Raw genomic sequence first — 19,098 nt, 5'->3', positions numbered from 1 at the left:
GGCCGGCCGTGCGAAACCGGCCGCGTGAACTGCGGCGCACGGACTTGCCGTTCGTGCGCCTTTCTGCCTTCCCGCCTTCCCGCCTTCCTTCCTGGTTGCCCGCCTTCGCGCCGTCGCCGCGTGGGATGCACGTCGATCTTTCGCCGATTCGCACGACACCGTTGCGCCGCTTGCGGCAATCGCGCGTTAGCCGTTGCGCGTGCGCGAGCAGATCGGTAAACGCACCGCCCGACGCGGGTTCGCGCGATTTTTCGAATAACCCTGTCGACGATACGGAGCGCGATTGTTCCTCCGTGACGACAATTCAATTCGCGTCGCACGCATTTATCGCGGCCGCACAGATACCTAGAGTTAACCCTGTCGCGCACGTCGTTGCGCATCGAACCTTTCCCGACGAGGGAACCGGAGCCCACGCGCAAGCGCGCTCCGCCAAGACAGGAGTTACGCCATGAACCGCCACCATCTTCTTTCCGCCTTCGCGGTCGCACTCGCGATCTCCGCGCCCGCCTTCGCCGATTCGGGCACGTCGCACAACGGTCCGCGCACGCGCGCCGAAGTACGCGCCGAAGTCGAACAGGCGCGCCGCGACGGCACGCTCGCGTATCTGCGCAAAGCCACGTCGTACCCGCAAGGGCTCGAGCTCGCGCAAGCGCCGTATCGGCCGACGCCCGAAGGCAACCAGCTCGCAGGCGCGGGCCGGTAAACGCACGACGCCGCGCAGCGGGTCGCCCCGTGCGCGGCGTCGCAAACCACTCGTCGAAAATCCGATTAGTCAGTCAGTTGCAGGAGCATACGATGAACGATCAACTTCCTTCGCCGCTCGATCACTGGGACAACACGACGCCGGTCTGGACGCCGTTCCGTTCCGCGCCGCAATCGCGCTGATCGTCGCGTCGCCGCGCGGCCGGACGTCGTCGAACCGTCGTCCGGCCATCATCGGCGCGGCACGCCATCGCGCCATTCGCTCCAGTGCGTGACGATGTCCTGCACGAGCGGATTGCCCGCGCGATACAGGTTTTCCGTCGCCGGCGCGAAGCCGCCCTGGTCCGCATAGTTCAGCAGGTTGTCGGCGCTCGTCTGCCCTTCGTACGGCCGGTCGAAATCGGAACCGGTGCGCAGCACCGCGACACGCGACAGATCCACGCGCTTCACGCTCGCCGCGCGCTTGAGCGCTTCGAACGTCGAATTGTCTTCCTGCGCGGTCATGCAGTACGTGCCCTTGCCGTCGGTCAGGATCTTCGTCCATTGACGCGCGCGCTCGCCGAGCAGCGTGCCCGAGAACCACGTGTTGCCCGACGACGTGTCGCAGCGGATCACCGTCGGCGGCCGGTTCGCCGGCGCGTACGAGAACTTCGCGCGTGCGGCCTGCGCCTGCGCGCTGTCCGCGAGCACGACGTTGCGCGACAGCGCATACGCGGTGTCCGCGAGCTGCGGATTCAGCTGGAACACTTCGGTGCGATAGTCGAGCGGCGGCTTGTCGTTCGGGCTCTTCGTATTGATGCCGAGATAGCCGGTGTTCCAGCCGGCCGGAATTTCGCGCGCGTCGAGTTCCCACTGCAGGCTGAAATCGACGAGATACTTCGCCCACGCGGCGGAGCCGACCGTGCCCTGCGCCGGATCGACGCCGGCGATGCCGGAAATCAGGAAGTACGTGCGGCGCAGATCGAAGCGCTGCGAGAACGTCAGCGCCATGATCGACGCGGCCGCGTTCGCATAGCCCATGCCGGTCGTGATCACGCACACGTCCTGCTTGTTGCAGTGAACCGCCGGATAGTCGGGCGACAGGCCGGGCACGGCGATGTCGCGCCACGGACCGAGACGATCGAGCCACGCCTGGCCTTCGGGCCCGAACATCGTGATGATCATGACCTTGACGGGGCGGCCATGCGCGCCGGCGTCGGCGAACGCGCTCGCCGCATTGCCCGGGTTGTCCTGCGCGATCGACGGCGCGGTCGCGCAGGCAGCGAGCGAAAATGCGGCGGCGGAAAGAATGGAGCGAGTCAGCATCGGCGTTCCTTGTTTCGGTGACGTTGAGTGAGAACGACTGTCGGAGACTGCGCGACGAGTATAGACGCACGTGCGGCGTGCGGAGCGGGACTACGAAACGCGGGCGATGTTCCGGCGCCGATGCGGCGGACGCGTGCGAGCGTCCACGGCAACCCGCACCGCAACCCCGGCGCGCGGAAATGCGCGGGATAGCGGCCGGAGCCTGAAGCCGCGCACGTGCGACGAGCGCGCTGCCGGCCCGCAGCTCGTCGACGTCTACGCGCGCGCGAGCCCCGCGACGCCGTAGCCGAGCACGACGAGAGCGGCAAGCACATGACTCGCCGTAAGGAGCGCGGGCGACTTCACGACGCGTGCGACCGCGCTGCCGCCGAACGCGAACACGAGCTGCCCGGTCAGGCTGCCCGCAAATACGGACGCGGCGCCGGTCAGCCAGTGCCGATGCGAACCGGCCGCTGCAGTCGCATAGCCGTAGAACAGCAGGATCGTCAGCGGATTCGCGAGCGTGACGAAGAACATCGACGTGAACGGGCGATTGCGTGGCGCGCGCGTATCGCCGTCCAGCGTGCGACGCCGATCCTTCAGCGCGTGCATCAGCATCCGCGCGCCCATCGCGATCAGCACGACTGCGCCGACGATACGGAATAGCGGCAGCTGCGACGCGAGCGTGCGCGCCAGCGCCGCACCGATCGTGAACGCGACGATCGCATAGCAGCCGTCCGCAGCCGCGACGCCGACCGCCGCGCGCACGCCGTCGGCCGTGCCCGTGCGTATCGCGTAGTTCGCGATCATCAGCGCAACGGGCCCGACCGACAGCGCGATCGTCAAGCCGAACACGAAATCGCTCATCGGCCGCCGACGCCGTCAACCCGCCGCACCGCTTCCGGCAACCGCGGCCCCATCCGAAAGAAACCGCGCATCAACCGACATCGACACGCGCGGGCCCGTCGATCATCTCGCCGATCACCGCCGCGCGGTCGAAGCCGTCCGCGCGGAAGCACGCCAGCACGTCGTCGACCGCTTCCGGCGCGCACGCGACGAGCAAACCGCCCGACGTCTGCGGATCGGTGAGCAGCGCCTGCGCGACCGGCGGCAATCCGTCCGCGAGCCGCACGTCCGCGCCATATGCGGCCCAGTTGCGGCCCGATGCGCCGGTGAACACGCCGTCGGCGACGAACGCGTCGACGCCCGCGAGCCACGGCAGCGACGCATAGCGCACGCGCGCGGTGAGCCGCGCGCCGCGCGCGAGTTCGAGCGTATGGCCGAGCAGCCCGAAGCCGGTGACGTCGGTCAGCGCATGCACGCCCGGCAGCGCGGCCAGCTCGGCGCCCGGCCGGTTCAGCTTCGTGGCGGTCGCAACCATCTGCGCATAGCCGGCATCGTCGAGCCGATTCTTCTTCAGCGCGGCCGACAGCACGCCGACGCCAAGCGGCTTGCCGAGCACGAGCACGTCGCCCGCGCGCGCGGCCGCATTGCGCTTCACGCGCGACGGATGCACGACGCCGATGGCCGCGAGCCCGTAGATCGGCTCGACCGAATCGATCGAATGGCCACCGGCGACCGGAATGCCGGCATCCGCACACACCGATTCGCCGCCGCGCAGCACGGCGGCAATCGTCTCGTGCGGCAGCACGTTGATCGGCATCCCGACCAGCGCGAGCGCGAGAATCGGCTTGCCGCCCATCGCGTACACGTCGGACAGCGCGTTGGTCGCCGCGATCCGGCCGAAGTCGAACGGATCGTCGACGATCGGCATGAAGAAGTCGGTCGTCGCGACGATCGCCTGTTCGTCGTTCAGGCGATAGACGGCCGCGTCGTCGGACGTCTCGGTGCCGACCAGCAGATCGGGGAACAGCGCCGGCGGCGTCGCGCGCTTCAGCAGCTCGGACAGCACGCCCGGCGCGATCTTGCAGCCGCAGCCGCCGCCGTGCGACAGGCTCGTGAGGCGCGGAACGGCAGGCTGGGCTTGGGTGGCTTCGGTCATCGTCGGCATCCGGTGAATAACAGCGCTCTATTATCGACAATTCGACGCGCTCGCGCGCGATGACCCCATAATGACGGCCCGCCGTCCCCGCCCTCGTCCGCGCGTTCGTTCATGGATCACCTGTTCATCGGCCTCGTGCTGTGTTCCGCGCTGCTGCACGCGGTATGGAACGCATTCCTGCACGTCAGCGAAGACCGGCTCGTGCAGCTCGGCACGATGTCGCTGCCGTATCTCGCGTTCGGCGTCGCAGGCGTCGCGCTGCTGCCCGCGCCGGCGCGCGAAGCGTGGCCGTACGTCGCCGCGTCCGCCGTGCTCGAAGTCGCGTACTGCTTCACGCTCGTGCGCGCGTATCGCAGCGGCGAATTCGGGCAGATCTATCCGATCGCGCGCGGGATCTCGCCGCTGCTCGTATCGGTACTGGCGCTCGCCGTGCTGCACGAACGGCCGACGCCGTTCGGCTTCGCGGGCATTGCGCTCGTGTCGTTCGGCATCATGTCGCTCGCGCTGCGGCGCGGGTTCCGTTTCTCCGCGGAAGGCGTGCCGTACGCGCTGCTCACCGGCGTGTTCATCGCCGCGTATTCGATCTGCGACGGCATCGGCGCGCGCGTATCCGGCAGCGCGCTCGGCTATATCGCGTGGGTGTATCTGCTGTGGAGCGTGCCGCAGATCGTGCTCGTCTGCGCGGTGCGCGGCAGCCCGCGCGCGGTGCTCGGCTCGCGCACCGCACTGCTGCACGGCGCGATCGCCGGCACGATCTCGCTCGCCGCGTACGGGATCGTGATCGTCGCGTACCGCCATCTGCCGGTCGCGACGGTGTCCGCGCTGCGCGAGACGAGTTCGATCTTCGCGGTCGCGATCGGCTGGTTCGTGATGCGCGAGCGGCCGGGCGCGCAGCGGCTCGTCGCGTGCGCGCTGGTGGTCGCGGGCGCGGCGCTGATCAGGCTTTGATGCGCGCGCACGGCGTGCCGCACGGACGATCGTTCGAGTTCGGCACCACGCAGCAGCCGGCCGACGACGACTTGGCCACGGAGTGCCGCCGCCGTCGCGCGATTGCGCTCAAGCCGCCGCCACGATTCTGCCGAACGCGCGCGCGTCGATCGCTTCGGCGAGCGTATCGAACGCCGGCGCGATCTCGTCCTCCGGCACGCACGCATAGCCGAGCAGCAGTCCCGACGCCGCCCGCTCGCGCTCCGCGTAATAGCCGGACAGCGGCCGCACGACGATGTTGCGCTCGAGCGCGGCCTGCGCGACCGCGCGATCGTCGACGCCGTCGGGCAGCCGCGTGACGAGATGCAGCCCCGCATCGCTGCCGAGCGCGTGCAGCGTATCGCCGTAACGGCGCGCGACCGCGTCGAGCAGCACTTCGCGGCGCTGTCCGTACAGCGTGCGCATCTTGCGGATGTGCGACACGAAGTGCCCTTCCGCGATGAATTCCGCGAGCACCGCCTGCTGCAGCAGCTGCCCTTCGCGATACAGCTCGGCGCTCGCGGTCGCGAAGCTTTCCGCGAGCGGCTCCGGCGCAACGAGATAGCCGACCCGCAGCCCGGGAAACAGCGTCTTGCCGAAGCTGCCGACGTAGATCACCTGCCCGGCGGTGTCGAGCCCCTGCAGCGACGCGAGCGGCCGGCTGCCGTAGCGGAATTCGCTGTCGTAATCGTCCTCGATGATCCAGCAGCCGTGCTGGCGCGCGTACTCGAGCAGCATCCGCCGCCGCGCGAGGCTCATCACCATCCCGAGCGGATACTGGTGCGACGGCGTGACGAGCATCAGCTTCGGCGGCTCGGCGAGATCGGCCGCGGACGGCGCGATCCCTTCGTCGTCGACCGGAATCGGCCGCGTCGTGAGCCCCGACACGTTCAGCACGCTGCGCACGCCCCAGTAGCACGGATCCTCGGTCCAGATCGCATCGCCCGGATCGGTCAGCAGCCGCACCGCGAGGTCGATCGACTGGTGAATGCCGGTCGTGATCACGATCTGCTCGGGCGCGCAGCGCACCGAGCGCGACGTACGCAGATAGTCGGCCAGCGCCTCGCGCAGCAGCGCGAGCCCGCCGCCCGGCGCGTAGGTCAGCAGATCGGGACGCAAGCGGCGCCAGTACTTGTTGTGCAGCCGCGTCCACACGCGTGCCGGAAAGCGCGATACGTCCGGCACGCCCGGCATGAACGCGCCGCCCTGGCGCTTCGACACGCCGGCGCCGTCGACGAGCCGCGCACCGCGCGCCGACAGCCGCCGCGCGGGCGACGGCGCGACCGCCGGGCCGGCCGACGCATCGGCCGGCGCGCCGACGATCTCGTCGGGCGCGCTGTCGGCGACGAACGTGCCGCGCCCCGTCGCGGAATGCACGTAGCCTTCGAGCGCAAGCTGTTCGTAAACCTGCGTGACCGTGTTGCGCGCGATTCCGAGCTCCGCGGCGAGCAGCCGCGACGACGGCACGCGCGTGCCGGCCGGCAGTTCGCGCGACAGGATCGCCTGCTGCAGCAGCCGGTGAAGCTGCCGGTAGATCGGCTGCTCGCCGCCGCGCACGAGGCGCTGCGCGAGCCAGTCCGACAACACGCTAGCGCGCATGATTGGCTCCTAACTATTTATTGAAATGGCTCTGATTGTCGGAGCCAAATCTGATTATAGTCGCCCCCATGGGCTGCCGACGCGCCCGAATCCCTACTCACCGGACAGAACATCAAGGAGATGACCGTGAAGAATGCCGACCTGCAGGCCCGCAAGAACGCCGCGACCCCGCGCGGTGTCGGGGTGATGTGCGACTTCTACGCAGCGCGCGCGGAGAACGCCGAGCTGTGGGACGTCGAAGGCCGCCGCTTCATCGATTTCGCCGCCGGCATCGCGGTGCTGAACACGGGCCATCGCCACCCGAAGATCGTGAAGGCGATCTCGGACCAGCTGAACAGCTTCACGCACACCGCGTACCAGATCGTTCCGTACGCGTCGTACGTCGAACTCGCGGAAAAGATCAACGCGCGCGCGCCCGGCGATTTCCCGAAGAAGACCGCGTTCTTCACGACCGGCGCCGAAGCCGTCGAAAACGCGATCAAGATCGCGCGCGCGGCGACCGGCCGTCCGGGCGTGATCGCGTTCTCGGGCGGCTTCCACGGCCGCACGATGATGGGCATGGCGCTGACCGGCAAGGTCGCGCCGTACAAGCTGAACTTCGGTCCGTTCCCGGGCGACGTGTTCCACGCGCCGTACCCGAACGCGCTGCACGGCGTGACGACGGCCGACTCGATCAAGGCGATCGAGATGCTGTTCAAGGCCGACATCGATCCGAAGCGCGTCGCCGCGATCATCTTCGAACCGGTGCAGGGCGAAGGCGGCTTCAATCCGGCGCCGGCCGAGTTCGTGCGCGCGCTGCGCAAGATCTGCAACGAGCACGGCATCCTGCTGATCGCCGATGAAGTGCAGACCGGCTTCGCGCGTACCGGCAAGCTGTTCGCGATGCAGCACTACGACGTGCTCGCCGATCTGATCACGATGGCGAAGAGCCTCGCGGGCGGCATGCCGCTGTCCGGCGTCGTCGGCCGTGCGGACGTGATGGACGCCGCGGCGCCGGGCGGCCTCGGCGGCACGTATGCGGGCAACCCGCTCGCGGTCGCATCGGCGCACGCGGTGCTCGAGATCATCGACGAAGAGAAGCTGTGCGAGCGCGCGACGCAGCTCGGCGACACGCTGAAGGCGAAGCTGACCGCGCTGCAGGCCGACGTGCCGCAGATCGCCGACGTGCGCGGTCCCGGCGCGATGATCGCGGTCGAATTCATGAAGCCGGGCACCGGCGAGCCGGACGCCGAGTTCACGAAGCGCGTGCAGGCGCGCGCGCTCGAGCGCGGGCTGCTGCTGCTCGTGTGCGGCGTGTACTCGAACGTCGTGCGCTTCCTGTTCCCGCTGACGATTCCGCAAGCGGTCTTCGACGAAGCGCTCGGCATCCTCGACGAAGTGCTGAAGGAAACGGTCGGCGTGCCGGCCTGACGCGCGGTCCACTGAACGGGCCGCTGCCGTCGCGACGACGGCAGCGGCCGTTTTCATCTTCATAGCAGGCGATTCATATGAGCACTGTCCAGGAAACCCTCGCACTGAAAGATCCGTCGCTGTTCCGTCAGCACGCTTACGTCAACGGCGAATGGCAAGCCGCGTCGAACGGCGAAACGTTCGACGTCCGCAATCCGGCCACCGGCGAGCTGATCGGCACCGTGCCGGCGATGGGCGCGGCGGAGACGCGTCACGCGATCGACGCCGCGAACGCCGCGTGGCCCGCGTGGCGCAAGAAGACCGCGAAGGAGCGCGCGGCGATCCTGCGCAAATGGCACGACCTGATGATGGAAAACGCCGACGACCTCGCGCTGATCCTGACGACGGAGCAGGGCAAGTCGCTCGCCGAAGCGAAAGGCGAGATCGGCTATGCGGCATCGTTCCTCGAGTGGTTCGCCGAGGAAGGCAAGCGCGTGTACGGCGACACGATCCCGACGCCGGCGAGCGACAAGCGCATCGTCGTGACGAAGGAACCGGTCGGCGTGTGCGCGGCGATCACGCCGTGGAACTTCCCGGCCGCGATGATCACGCGCAAGGTCGGTCCCGCACTTGCAGCCGGCTGCCCGATCGTCGTGAAGCCGGCCGAGGCGACGCCGTTCTCCGCGCTCGCGATGGCGGTGCTCGCCGAGCGCGCGGGCGTGCCGGCCGGCGTGTTCAGCGTCGTCACCGGCGACCCGAAGGCGATCGGCGGCGAACTGACGTCGAATCCGGTCGTGCGCAAGCTGTCGTTCACCGGCTCGACGCCGGTCGGCCGGCTGCTGATGGCGCAATGCGCGGCCACCGTGAAGAAGGTGTCGCTGGAGCTCGGCGGCAACGCGCCGTTCATCGTGTTCGACGACGCCGATCTCGACGCGGCCGTGCAGGGCGCGATCGCGTCGAAGTACCGCAACAGCGGCCAGACCTGCGTGTGCACGAACCGCTTCTACGTGCACGAAGCCGTGTACGACGCGTTCGCGCAGAAGCTCGCGGCGGCCGTCGCCGGGCTGAAGGTCGGGCGCGGCACGGAGCCCGGCGTCACGCAAGGGCCGCTGATCAACGAAGCGGCGGTGCTGAAGGTCGAAGCGCACATCGAGGACGCGCTCGCGAAAGGCGCGACCGTCGTCACCGGCGGCAAGCGCCACGCGCTCGGTCATGGCTTCTTCGAGCCGACCGTGCTGACCGGCGTCACGCCCGCGATGAAGGTCGCGAAGGAAGAGACGTTCGGGCCGCTCGCGCCGCTGTTCAAGTTCGGCAGCGACGACGAAGTGATCCGGCTCGCGAACGACACCGAGTTCGGCCTCGCCGCGTATTTCTACAGCCGCGACATCGGCCGCGTGTGGAAGGTCGCCGAAGCGCTCGAATACGGGATGGTCGGCGTGAATACCGGGCTGATCTCGAACGAGGTCGCGCCGTTCGGCGGCGTCAAGCAGTCGGGCCTCGGCCGCGAAGGCTCGCACTACGGGATCGACGACTACGTCGTGATCAAGTACCTCTGTCTGGCCGTCTGACGGTTCGGGCCCGGCGCTTCGGCGCGGGCCACGACCGCCCGGCCGGAACCGGGCGGTCGCGACGCGGGCCGGCGCCCCTCTCCGCCGTGCCCGCGTCGCCCTTTCCGCGCGTCGCCGCCTGTCAACGAAACACGTTCACCGCATCGACGAGCCGCGTCGCCTGCTGCTTCAGGCCCGCCGACGCCGCCGCGCTCTGCTCGACGAGCGCCGCGTTCTGCTGCGTGATGTTGTCGAGATGCACGACCGCCTGATCGACCTGCGCGACGCCGGTGCTCTGTTCGGCCGTCGACGCGCTGATCTCCGCGATCAGGTCCGACACGCGCTTCACCTGCGCGACGATGTCGTCCATCGTCCTGCCCGCTTCGTCCACGCGCCGCACGCCGGACTCGACGCGATCGACGCTCGCGCCGATCAGCGTCTTGATCTCCTTCGCCGCATTCGCGCTGCGCTGCGCGAGCGCGCGCACCTCGCCCGCGACCACCGCGAAGCCGCGCCCCTGCTCGCCGGCCCGCGCGGCCTCGACCGCCGCGTTCAACGCAAGGATGTTGGTCTGGAACGCAATGCCGTCGATCACGCCGATGATGTCGGCGATCCGGCGCGAACTGTCGGTGATGTCGCGCATCGTCGCGACGACTTCGGATACGACCTGTCCGCCACGCTCGGCCGCGTCGCTCGCCGACACCGCGAGCCGGTTCGCCTGCAGCGCGGTTTCCGTGTTGCTGTCGACGGTCGCCGTCATCTCGGCCATCGACGCCGCCGTTTGCTGCACGCTCGATGCGGCCTGTTCGGTGCGTGCGCTCAGGTCGTCGTTGCCCTGCGCGATCTCGTTGCTCGCGCGCTGCACGTTGCGCACCTGCTCGCTGACGTCGTCGACGAGCCAGCGAAACATCAGCCCGAGCTGGTTGATCGTGCGCAGCGTCATGCCGATTTCGTCGACGCGGTTCATCCGCACGCCGCGCCGGCTTGCGCCGGTCGCCACGTTCAGCGCCTGTTCGTGCAGCCGCTTCAGCGGTCGCACGATCTGCGCGTCGAGCCACAGGCCGGCCGCCGTCGCAACGCCCGCCGTCGCGGCCGCGAACGCCGCGAGCCCCGCACCGGCGAGCCCGCTCGCCCAGCCTGCAGCGACGACGGCCGGCGCGAGCACGAGCAGCGCCGCGTGCACGCGCCAGCGCACGGACATCGTCTGCGACAGCGACGCGACGCGCAGCAGCCCGGTGCGCACGATCAGCCCTTTGTGGAAGCGGCGTCCGCGCGCCTTGCCTTCGCGGAACGCGCGGTACAGCGCGTCGGCGGCGTCGATCTCGTCGCGCGGCGCCTTCGTGCGCACCGACATGTAGCCTTGCGGCACGCCGTTGCGCACGATCGGGATCGCATTCGCGCGCACCCAGTAGTGATCGCCGTTCTTGCGGCGATTCTTCACGAGCGCGGTCCACGGCTCGCCGTTCCTGAGCGTCGTCCACATGTCGGCGAACGCGTCGCGCGGCATGTCCGGATGGCGCACGACGTTGTGCGGCTGGCCGACGAGCTCGTCGTTCGCGAAGCCGCTGACCTGCGCGAACGTCGTGTTCGCGTACGTGATGACGCTGTCGGCGTCGGTCGTCGACATCAGCGTGACGTCGTCGGGAAAATCGAATTCTTGTTGGGTAACGGGCTGATTGTTGCGCATGCAGGGCTCCGAAAGGCGGACCTCGCGGTCCGCGCAGTGCGATCGATCGCACTCAGTAGCCGAAAAACGTTTATCGCTTTACGACGGTCTCGTCTTTACTGTCGGCAATTCGACGGAAAACCTTAATCGCGCGGCGGCTCGAATCGGCACGCGCGGCGCGACAATGATCTCGATCAAATAATCCCGAGATAATCGCCGATTGGTTTAATCGCATATCGGCGCTGCATGCAGCGAAACGATTGGACTTATCGTGCCGCTTCGATCGCAATTCGATTTCAATGAAGAAGAATTTGAATGAACCGAATCGACCGTTCCGGTACAGGAAAATGGACGCGCGTCGAAACGCTCACCGTTCGAGCGCTCGCGATTCGGCGAAGCCGGGTTTGTTTATGCGTTTATCCGACGAATCGCGCACAACGTCGACGCTTTGCGGCCGGCAGTCGTTTGGAGGGCAAGCGCATGACGCGCCGGACTGCCGCCGAACGGGAAACGATCGCGCCGCGCGTGCGCGTGCTCGTGCGCGATGAAATGCCGCTCGTGTAGACCGTCGATCGGCGCGAGATCGTCCGTCGTCTGTTTGCGCTGCGCGACGGCGCGCGGCATCCGGTGCCGGCGCGTTACGACGTGCGCGGCCGGGCCGATGGCGAAGGCGATCACGACACGGCGATCCTGCTCGACTGCCACGATCGCGGCGGCTGGCTCCCGGGAATGTTGGACGATGCGCGGCTGGTCGCGGCGGTCGCTCGGAACGGGACGCGACAAGCGGCAGCTGAAGTTTCTGCACGTGAGTCGCGATTGGCGCGGTCGCGGGCGAGCGAACGCCTGTGCCGCGCGGCCGGCCCGCATGCGCGCTCGGGGGGCGCCGAGCATCTGTACGTGCGCGACACAGTCGCAACGCACGACCGATTTCCATCGGCGGCCGGGTTTTATGGTCGGCGAATCCCCCGGTCCGACCCGGCGCCTGACGCGCTCGAGCCGAACGACATCCATCCGGACGAACTGACTCACTGACCGGCACGACGCCGCACACATTCGCCGGCGTCGCCGTATCGCGCGATCAAACGCGTTCGATCGCGAGCGCGATACCCTGGCCGACGCCGATGCACATCGTGCACAGCGCGAAGCGGCCGCGCGTGCGTTGAAGCTGGTACATCGCGGTCGTCACCAGACGCGCGCCCGATGCGCCGAGCGGATGACCGAGCGCGATCGCGCCGCCGTTCGGGTTCACGCGCGGATCGTCGTCGGCGACGCCCAGCATGCGCAGCACCGCGAGGCCCTGCGATGCGAACGCCTCGTTCAGCTCGATCACGTCGAACTGGTCGATCGTCATCCCGAGCCGCGCAAGCAGCTTCTGCGTGGCCGGCGCCGGGCCGATGCCCATCACGCGCGGCGCGACGCCCGCCGTCGCGATGCCGAGCACGCGCGCGCGCGGCGTCAGGCCGAAGCGCTTCGCGCTTTCCTCGCTCGCGAGCAGCAGCGCCGCTGCGCCGTCGTTGACGCCGGACGCATTGCCCGCCGTGACCGTGCCGTCCGGGCGCACGACGCCCTTCAGCTTCGCGAGCGCGTCGAGCGACGTGTCGCGCGGATGCTCGTCGCGCGATACGACGACCGGATCGCCCTTTTTCTGCGCGATCGTGACCGGCACGATTTCCTCGGCGAGCGTGCCGTCCTGCTGCGCGCGTGCGGCCTTCTGCTGGCTGCGCAGCGCGAACAGATCCTGATCGGCGCGGCTGACGTTGTAGTCGACCGCGACGTTCTCGGCCGTCTCCGGCATCGAATCGACGCCATACAGCTGCTTCATCAGCGGATTGACGAAACGCCAGCCGATCGTCGTGTCGAAGATGTCGGCCTGGCGCGCGAACGCGCTCGCCGCCTTGCCCATTACAAAGGGCGCGCGCGTCATGCTTTCGACGCCGCCGGCGATCATCAGCGCGGCTTCGCCGGACTTGATTGCGCGCGCGGCCGCGCCGACCGCGTCCATCCCCGAGCCGCACAGCCGGTTGATCGTCGAACCGGGCACGCCTTCGGGCAGCCCGGCGAGCAGCGCGGACATGTGCGCGACGTTGCGGTTGTCCTCGCCGGCCTGGTTCGCGCAGCCGTAGATCACGTCGTCGACCGCGTTCCAGTCGACGTCGCGGTTGCGCTCGATCAGCGCCTTGAGCGGCACCGCGCCGAGATCGTCGGCTCGGACGTCTTTCAATGCGCCGCCGTAGCGGCCGATCGGCGTACGAATCGCATCACACAGAAAAGCTTCGGTCATCAGTGTCTCCTGTCGACCGGATCGGCGCGTCGGCGCCGGCCGCGGTCTCGTGCAAGGCCGGAAAATGAAGAAGCGCGCCCTTGCATCATCCGCCGGCGCGCGCTTAAATGTTCTTTATACGAACATAAGATCGTGTATCGAACGTTCAGCGCATCATAGGGAGTGCGAGGACGACCTGTCAAGCGCGCACGCGGCGCGCGGTTGGCGTGTCCGGCCCCATGCGCTATCTTCTCGGCTGCACGACAATCCGACCGTCCATGACAACCGAAGATACTCAGAAACCCGGCGACTCGTACGTCCAGTCGTTCGCGCGCGGTCTCGCGGTGATCCGCGCGTTCGACGCGCAGCGCCCGGAGCAGACGCTGACCGAAGTCGCGTCGGCCACCGGCCTCACGCGCGCGGGCGCGCGCCGGATCCTGCTCACGCTGCAGACGCTCGGCTACGTCGAGGCCGACGGCCGGCTGTTCCGGCTCACGCCGAAGATCCTCGAGCTCGGTTTCGCGTACCTCACGTCGATGCCGTTCTGGAATCTCGCGGAGCCGGTGATGGAGCAGCTGTCCGCGCAGATCCACGAAAGCTGCTCGGCGGCCGTGCTCGATCGCACCGAGATCGTCTACGTACTGCGCGTGCCGACGCACAAGATCATGACGATCAACCTGTCGATCGGCAGCCGGCTGCCCGCTTACTGCACGTCGATGGGACGCGTGCTGCTGTCCGCGCTCGACGACGCGGCGCTCGACGACACGCTCGCGCAGAGCGGGATTCGCGCGCATACGCCGCGCACGATCACGAATCTCGACGAGCTGAAGGCGACGATCGCGCAGGTGCGGCAGCAAGGCTGGGCGGTGGTGGACCAGGAACTCGAAATCGGGCTGATGTCGATCTCCGCGCCGATCCGCAATCGGCGCGGGCAGATCATCGCGGCGATGAACGTCAGCGGCAACGCGCAGCGGCACACCGCGAAGCAGATGGTGAAGGAGTTTCTCGGCCCGCTGCAGCAGGCCGCGCAGACCGTATCGGAACTCGTCGCGACGCGCGGATGAGCGTGCGCGCCGCGCGCCAAAAAAGACGGGCGGCTTTCGCCGCCCGCTCAACTCTCTGACTCCAATACAACGTCCTTCTCACGAAGTGCGGAGCGAACTCCGCGTCGCTCAATTTAGTGACGTGCATTTGCACGGTCAATTTGACGAGAACGAAATCGCTCGCAGCTGCTCGGACACGCCGTGCGCGGCGCATGCCGTCGCGAATCCCGTCAAGCGCCGAGCAGCATCCCGGTGCGCACCGGTACCGTGCCGGTCACGCGGCCGAGCGGCGCGCCGGCCGTCACGAAGCGGATCGCGCGGCGCATGTAGAACACGCCGTCGGTGCGGCTCGTGACGGTCGTCACCGTATCGGTCAGCGGATCGACGATGTCGAACAGCGGATCGCCGGCTCGGATCGTCGCGCCGATCGGCGCGCGATGCACGAGAATGCCGCTCGTCGGCGCATGGAACTGCTCGCTGCCCGCGAGCGGCGTCGCGGGCGCGGCCAGCGGCGGCAGCGGCGCACGCTCGCCGCGCACTGCGCCGCGCCACACCAGATAGTCGACGAGCGCATCGGCATCGCGCTGCGCATGTTCGTACGTGACGTCGCGCTGGCCGCGGCACTCGACCGTCACGGCGACGGCACCGGCCGCCATCGGCGTGTGCGCGGGCAGATGCTGCCGCAGCTGCGACCACATCAGATGATGTGCATCGTCGAACGCGTAGCCGCCCGAGTCCTCGGCGAGCAGCGACACGCGTGCGCCGAGGTAGCGCGCGAGCGGCTCGACTTCCGGCCATGCGCTGTCGCTCGTATAAACGTGCATCACGGCCTCGAGCGAGGAATGCAGATCGATCACGACGTCCGCGTCATGCGACAGTTTCAGCAGCGCAAGCTGCAGCGCGTCGAATTCGGTCCGCGGCGCGATGTCGTCGAGCGCCGCGCCGACGCACTCGCGCACGATCGCGCGATTGCGCTCGCCGTCGTCGCCGAGCCGGTCGCGCGCGCTCGCGGCGATCTGCGCGAGCGGCAGAAAGCCGCGATTGAAGTTGCGGCCGCTCGCGAGATCGAAACGCCCGATGAACTGGCCGAGCAGATGATGATTGAGGCCGATCGGATTCGCGACCGGCACGAGCACGATTTCGGCCGCGAGCCGTCCGGCGTCGTCGAGCTGCGCGAGACGCCGCTTCAGCGCGAACGCGGCGAGCATCGCGGGCGTCTCGTCCGCGTGAAGCGCGGCCTGCACGTAGATCTTGCGTCCGGTACCGGCCGGCCCGAAATGAAAGCTGGTGAGCGTGCGCTGCGTGCCGATCGACGGCGACAGCAGCGGCGTGGTGCGAATCTGCATCGGAAGTCTCGTACGGATGAAAACGCGGCGATCGGCACGTGCGGCGCTCAATCGCCGTATGGATTGAAATCGAAATACCGCTTCGCGATCCGCTCGTACGTGCCGTCCTTCAGCATCGACGCGATCGCGCCGTCGATCGACGCCTTCAGCGCGGTGTCCGACTGCCGCATGCCGATGCCGACGCCGCGATCGCCCATGTCGAGCGGCGCGCCGACGAACGCGAAGCCGCTGCCCTTCGGCGTGCGCAGGAATCCGTAGTCGGCTTCGACGGCGCCGAGCAGCGCGGCGTCGAGCCGGCGGTTGACGAGATCGGCGAACACGTCGTCCTGGCTCTTGTACGGCACGATGCTGACGCCGGCCGGCGCCCAGTGCGCGAGCGCCCACGATTCGAACTGTGTGCCCGACTGCACGCCGATCCGCTTGCCGGCGAGCGACGCCGCCGTGCTGTCGAGTCCACGATCCGGCCGCGCGACGAGCCGCGACTTGAAGCGGAACAGTTTCGACGAGAACAGGATCTGCTTTTCGCGCTTCTCGGTGATCGCCATCGACGACAGGATCGCGTCGATCTTGCGTGCCTGCAGCGCCGGAATCATCCCCGAGAACTCGAGCTCGACCCACTGGCAGCGCAATTGCGCGCGGCGGCAGATCTCGTTGCCGAGATCGACGTCGAAGCCTTTCAGGCTACCGTCGGGCGCTTTCGCGTCCATCGGCGGATAGGTCGGATCGATGCCGACGCGCACCGCACGCGCGTCGGCTGCGTGCGCGCACGTCGCGGCCCAGCCGATGCACAGCGTAACCAGCGGGACGAGGAAGCGTTTCATGTTCGACGAAGGGCAGGACGGGGATGGACGGCACGAGCCGGACTGCCTGCGATCGTAGTGCGCGCCCGCAGCCGCCGGAACCCGCGGCGGGCTTATCATGATCACTCTTTTCGATCACCGCGCCGCGCCCGCTCATGCCGTTCACGCTGTCCCAGCTCCGCATCTTCCAGGCCGTCGTCGAGCACGGCAGCCTGCGCGCCGCCGCGCGCGCGCTCGATCTCGCGCAGAGCGGCGTCACGCAGCAGTTGCAGGGCCTCGAGGCCGCGCTCGGCGCGACGCTGTTCACGCGCACCCATCGCGGGATCGTGCCGACCGCGATCGGCCGGCGGCTGCTGGCGCGCTCCGGCGCGATCCTCGGCGAATGCGAGCAGGTCGAGCACGAGATCCGGCAGCTGAGCGGCGCATACGAAGGCACGGTCACGCTCGGCCTCGTGACCGAACCGCTGATCGACGCGTTCGCGCCCGTGCTGACCGCGTTCCGTGCGCGCTTCGACAAGGTCCACGTGCATCTGCGGGCCGGCACGTCGCGGATGATGATCGGCTGGCTGCGCGAAAGCGCGATCGATTTCGCGATCGCGCTCGTCGCGAAGCAGACCGACACGACCGATCTCGACGTCACGCCGCTTCATGCGTCGGCGCCGGTGGTCGTCTGCCGCAGCGGCCATCCGAAGCGGCATGCGACGTCGCTCGCGGAGCTGGCCGACTACGCATGGGTGTCGACGCGCTCGCCGAACCTCAGCGCGGACCCGGTCGTGAACCGGCTGCTCGCCTATTTCGACCTGCACGGCCAGCCGCCGCCGAAGATCGTCGCGACCGTCGAAGGACTGTTCGAGACATTGCAGCTCGTCACGCAGACCGACTGCCTCGCGTTCGAATCCGAAGCGGTGACGCGCGACGGGCCGTTCGCCGGCGTGCTCGCGAAAGTGCCCGTGCACGAGCATGCGGAGCCGCAGCAGATATGCCTGCTGCAACGCGCGGCGGTGCCGCTCACGCCGGCCGCGCAGGAACTGGCGACGATGCTCGTGTCCTACCTGCGGATGATCCGCGCACCGCGATAAGCGGCCGTCGTCGCGCGCTGTCGTCGCGCCGCGTCAATCGATCGATTCGCGCGCCGTCTCGCGCAGCAGCGCGACCGCGATCAACGACAGCACCACGCACGCGGCCACATAGCCGGCCGGCGCGAGCTTGCTGCCGGTCGTCTTCACGAGCCACGTCGCGACCAGCTGCGCGGTGCCGCCGAAGATCGTCACCGCCATCGCATACGCGATCGAAATGCCGGTCGCGCGCACGTGGCGCGGCAGCGATTCGCACATCAGCGCCATTTCCGACGCGGAACCGAGCGAATAGAACAGCAGCATCAGCGCGGTCAGCGGCAGGATCACCGACAGCGACGGATGATGGTTCATCAGCCAGAACGCCGGGAACAGCAGCGCGACCAGCACGCCGCGGCCGACGAAGATCGGCGCGCGCCGGCTGCCGATGCGATCCGACAGCCAGCCGAACAGCGGACACGTGACGAGCATCACGCAGCCCGACGCGACGCCGACGAACATCGACAGCTTCATCGGCAGCCCGAGCGTATGAATCGCATAGGTCGGCATGTAGAAGGTCAGGATGTACGTCGACACCGTGCCGCCCATCACCGTGAGCATCAGCAGCAGCACCGTGCGCGCGTGCTGCGAGAACAGTTCGCGCAGCACGCCGCGTTCGATCGCATGATGGCCGTCGGCGGGCGCGTCGTCCGCGAGGCGGCGGCGCAGATACATGCCGACCGGCGCGATCAGCACGCCGACGAAGAACGGCAGGCGCCAGCCCCAGCTTTCGAGCGCGTCCTTCGTCAGCGTGTTCGACAGCAGCGCCGCGAAGCCCGAGCCCATCAACGCGGCGCCGCCCTGCGTCGCGAGCTGCCAGCTCGCGCGAAACGCGCGGTGCGACACGCCGCCCTGCTCGAGCAGCGTCGACGTCGCCGCGCCGAATTCGCCGCCCTGCGAGAAACCCTGCATCAGCCGCGCGCATACGACCAGCAGCGGCGCGGCCACGCCGACCTGCGCATACGTCGGCGCGACCGCGATCAGCCCGGTGCCGAGCGCCATCAGCATGATCGTCAGGTTCAGCGCGGCCTTGCGCCCTTTGCGGTCCGCATAGACGCCGAGCACGACGCTGCCGAGCGGCCGCGTGAAGAAGCCGGCCGCGAACGTCGCGACCGACAGCAGCAGCGACGTCGTCGAATCGCTCGACGGGAAGAACAGCTTGCCGATCAGCACCGCGAAGAAGCCGTACACGGTGAAGTCGAAGAATTCCAGCCAGTTGCCGATCACCGCGGCCGCGATCGCGCCGCGCCGCGTGACCGTCGCTACGTCGGCTACATCCGCTGCGGCGCGCATCGCCGGCTCGGCATGCAGTGCGAGAGGGTCTTTCTGCATCGTTCGGATCTCCTTGAATGCGGCCGCAAGCGGCGGCCGCCGGCCGCTTC

At 68.5% G+C, this 19,098-nt stretch carries 16 protein-coding genes; 7 read left to right on the top strand and 9 right to left on the bottom strand.

Annotated features, from left to right (window positions below; all coding sequences use genetic code 11):
- Nucleotides 1–448: 448 nt before the first annotated feature.
- Nucleotides 449–703, top strand: a complete 255-nt coding sequence (locus BUB20358_RS07540; protein WP_006766534.1) for a DUF4148 domain-containing protein — start codon at nt 449–451, stop codon at nt 701–703.
- Between the two features lie 230 nt (nt 704–933).
- Here BUB20358_RS07540 and BUB20358_RS07535 read toward each other — a convergent pair whose 3' ends face one another.
- From BUB20358_RS07535 to selD, 3 genes are all read right to left on the bottom strand, one after another.
- Nucleotides 934–2,007: a purine-nucleoside phosphorylase gene (locus tag BUB20358_RS07535; RefSeq protein WP_006766535.1), complete on the bottom strand. Its 1,074-nt coding sequence runs from the start codon at nt 2,005–2,007 to the stop codon at nt 934–936.
- Between the two features lie 255 nt (nt 2,008–2,262).
- Nucleotides 2,263–2,853, bottom strand: a complete 591-nt coding sequence (locus tag BUB20358_RS07530; protein ID WP_006766536.1) for a LysE family translocator — start codon at nt 2,851–2,853, stop codon at nt 2,263–2,265.
- 70 nt (nt 2,854–2,923) lie between these two features.
- Entirely contained in the window at nt 2,924–3,988 is a 1,065-nt protein-coding gene (gene selD / locus BUB20358_RS07525; RefSeq protein ID WP_035975381.1) for a selenide, water dikinase SelD, read from the bottom strand.
- 111 nt (nt 3,989–4,099) lie between these two features.
- Here selD and BUB20358_RS07520 point away from each other — a divergent pair, with 111 nt between their 5' ends.
- A complete protein-coding gene (locus BUB20358_RS07520) occupies nt 4,100–4,936 on the top strand; it encodes an EamA family transporter (RefSeq protein WP_006766538.1) in 837 nt (278 codons plus the stop codon).
- 108 nt (nt 4,937–5,044) lie between these two features.
- On the opposite strand, the gene pdxR is transcribed toward BUB20358_RS07520, so the two are convergent.
- Nucleotides 5,045–6,553, bottom strand: coding sequence for a MocR-like pyridoxine biosynthesis transcription factor PdxR (gene pdxR, locus BUB20358_RS07515; protein WP_035974631.1), 1,509 nt, complete (start codon nt 6,551–6,553; stop codon nt 5,045–5,047).
- 126 nt (nt 6,554–6,679) lie between these two features.
- Here pdxR and BUB20358_RS07510 point away from each other — a divergent pair, with 126 nt between their 5' ends.
- Together BUB20358_RS07510 and gabD are read left to right on the top strand one after the other, a co-directional pair.
- Nucleotides 6,680–7,963 carry a 4-aminobutyrate--2-oxoglutarate transaminase gene (locus BUB20358_RS07510; protein WP_035975382.1) on the top strand — a complete coding sequence of 428 codons (1,284 nt, stop codon included), beginning with the start codon at nt 6,680–6,682 and terminating at the stop codon, nt 7,961–7,963.
- Between the two features lie 77 nt (nt 7,964–8,040).
- A complete protein-coding gene (gene gabD, locus BUB20358_RS07505; protein WP_035974633.1) occupies nt 8,041–9,510 on the top strand; it encodes an NADP-dependent succinate-semialdehyde dehydrogenase in 1,470 nt (489 codons plus the stop codon).
- 121 nt (nt 9,511–9,631) lie between these two features.
- Here the strand turns inward: gabD and BUB20358_RS07500 are convergent, their stop codons facing one another.
- On the bottom strand, nt 9,632–11,176 hold the full coding sequence (locus tag BUB20358_RS07500; protein WP_035974636.1) for a methyl-accepting chemotaxis protein: 1,545 nt from the start codon (nt 11,174–11,176) through the stop codon (nt 9,632–9,634).
- A 294-nt stretch (nt 11,177–11,470) separates the two neighbouring features.
- Here BUB20358_RS07500 and BUB20358_RS28290 point away from each other — a divergent pair, with 294 nt between their 5' ends.
- Nucleotides 11,471–11,719 carry a hypothetical protein gene (locus tag BUB20358_RS28290; protein WP_223296955.1) on the top strand — a complete coding sequence of 83 codons (249 nt, stop codon included), beginning with the start codon at nt 11,471–11,473 and terminating at the stop codon, nt 11,717–11,719.
- 514 nt (nt 11,720–12,233) lie between these two features.
- Here the strand turns inward: BUB20358_RS28290 and pcaF are convergent.
- The gene (gene pcaF, locus BUB20358_RS07490) at nt 12,234–13,436 is read right to left on the bottom strand and encodes a 3-oxoadipyl-CoA thiolase (RefSeq protein ID WP_045552227.1); all 1,203 of its coding nucleotides are present in this window, start codon (nt 13,434–13,436) and stop codon (nt 12,234–12,236) included.
- A 257-nt stretch (nt 13,437–13,693) separates the two neighbouring features.
- Between pcaF and BUB20358_RS07485 the strand changes: the two genes are divergently transcribed.
- Nucleotides 13,694–14,479 carry an IclR family transcriptional regulator gene (locus tag BUB20358_RS07485; protein ID WP_035974640.1) on the top strand — a complete coding sequence of 262 codons (786 nt, stop codon included), beginning with the start codon at nt 13,694–13,696 and terminating at the stop codon, nt 14,477–14,479.
- 209 nt (nt 14,480–14,688) lie between these two features.
- On the opposite strand, the gene BUB20358_RS07480 is transcribed toward BUB20358_RS07485, so the two are convergent.
- Both BUB20358_RS07480 and BUB20358_RS07475 read right to left on the bottom strand, forming a co-directional pair.
- Complete coding sequence (locus BUB20358_RS07480; RefSeq protein WP_035974643.1) at nt 14,689–15,804, bottom strand: succinylglutamate desuccinylase/aspartoacylase family protein; 1,116 nt, start codon at nt 15,802–15,804, stop codon at nt 14,689–14,691.
- A 47-nt stretch (nt 15,805–15,851) separates the two neighbouring features.
- Nucleotides 15,852–16,625 (bottom strand): transporter substrate-binding domain-containing protein, encoded by a 774-nt coding sequence (locus tag BUB20358_RS07475; protein ID WP_006766544.1) that lies wholly within the window; start codon nt 16,623–16,625, stop codon nt 15,852–15,854.
- A gap of 134 nt (nt 16,626–16,759) precedes the next feature.
- Here BUB20358_RS07475 and BUB20358_RS07470 point away from each other — a divergent pair, with 134 nt between their 5' ends.
- Nucleotides 16,760–17,683, top strand: coding sequence for a LysR family transcriptional regulator (locus BUB20358_RS07470; protein ID WP_006766545.1), 924 nt, complete (start codon nt 16,760–16,762; stop codon nt 17,681–17,683).
- Nucleotides 17,684–17,716: 33 nt separating this feature from the next.
- Here BUB20358_RS07470 and BUB20358_RS07465 read toward each other — a convergent pair whose 3' ends face one another.
- Nucleotides 17,717–19,048, bottom strand: coding sequence for an MFS transporter (locus BUB20358_RS07465; protein ID WP_006766546.1), 1,332 nt, complete (start codon nt 19,046–19,048; stop codon nt 17,717–17,719).
- Between the last annotated feature and the right edge of the window lie 50 nt (nt 19,049–19,098).

Origin of the sequence: Burkholderia dolosa (assembly GCF_902499135.1) — a bacterium.
Taxonomy (GTDB): domain Bacteria; phylum Pseudomonadota; class Gammaproteobacteria; order Burkholderiales; family Burkholderiaceae; genus Burkholderia; species Burkholderia dolosa.
This window is presented reverse-complemented; position numbering and strand designations above follow the sequence as displayed.

Coding starts and splice junctions, on each gene's coding strand:
- pcaF (WP_045552227.1), bottom strand. CDS start 13,436: ATGACCGAAGCTTTTCTGTGTGATGCGATTCGTACGCCGATCGGCCGC.
- BUB20358_RS07470 (WP_006766545.1), top strand. CDS start 16,760: ATGCCGTTCACGCTGTCCCAGCTCCGCATCTTCCAGGCCGTCGTCGAG.
- BUB20358_RS07500 (WP_035974636.1), bottom strand. CDS start 11,176: ATGCGCAACAATCAGCCCGTTACCCAACAAGAATTCGATTTTCCCGAC.
- BUB20358_RS07480 (WP_035974643.1), bottom strand. CDS start 15,804: ATGCAGATTCGCACCACGCCGCTGCTGTCGCCGTCGATCGGCACGCAG.
- BUB20358_RS07520 (WP_006766538.1), top strand. CDS start 4,100: ATGGATCACCTGTTCATCGGCCTCGTGCTGTGTTCCGCGCTGCTGCAC.
- gabD (WP_035974633.1), top strand. CDS start 8,041: ATGAGCACTGTCCAGGAAACCCTCGCACTGAAAGATCCGTCGCTGTTC.
- selD (WP_035975381.1), bottom strand. CDS start 3,988: ATGACCGAAGCCACCCAAGCCCAGCCTGCCGTTCCGCGCCTCACGAGC.
- BUB20358_RS07465 (WP_006766546.1), bottom strand. CDS start 19,048: ATGCAGAAAGACCCTCTCGCACTGCATGCCGAGCCGGCGATGCGCGCC.
- BUB20358_RS07485 (WP_035974640.1), top strand. CDS start 13,694: ATGACAACCGAAGATACTCAGAAACCCGGCGACTCGTACGTCCAGTCG.
- pdxR (WP_035974631.1), bottom strand. CDS start 6,553: ATGCGCGCTAGCGTGTTGTCGGACTGGCTCGCGCAGCGCCTCGTGCGC.
- BUB20358_RS07540 (WP_006766534.1), top strand. CDS start 449: ATGAACCGCCACCATCTTCTTTCCGCCTTCGCGGTCGCACTCGCGATC.
- BUB20358_RS28290 (WP_223296955.1), top strand. CDS start 11,471: ATGAACCGAATCGACCGTTCCGGTACAGGAAAATGGACGCGCGTCGAA.
- BUB20358_RS07530 (WP_006766536.1), bottom strand. CDS start 2,853: ATGAGCGATTTCGTGTTCGGCTTGACGATCGCGCTGTCGGTCGGGCCC.
- BUB20358_RS07535 (WP_006766535.1), bottom strand. CDS start 2,007: ATGCTGACTCGCTCCATTCTTTCCGCCGCCGCATTTTCGCTCGCTGCC.
- BUB20358_RS07475 (WP_006766544.1), bottom strand. CDS start 16,625: ATGAAACGCTTCCTCGTCCCGCTGGTTACGCTGTGCATCGGCTGGGCC.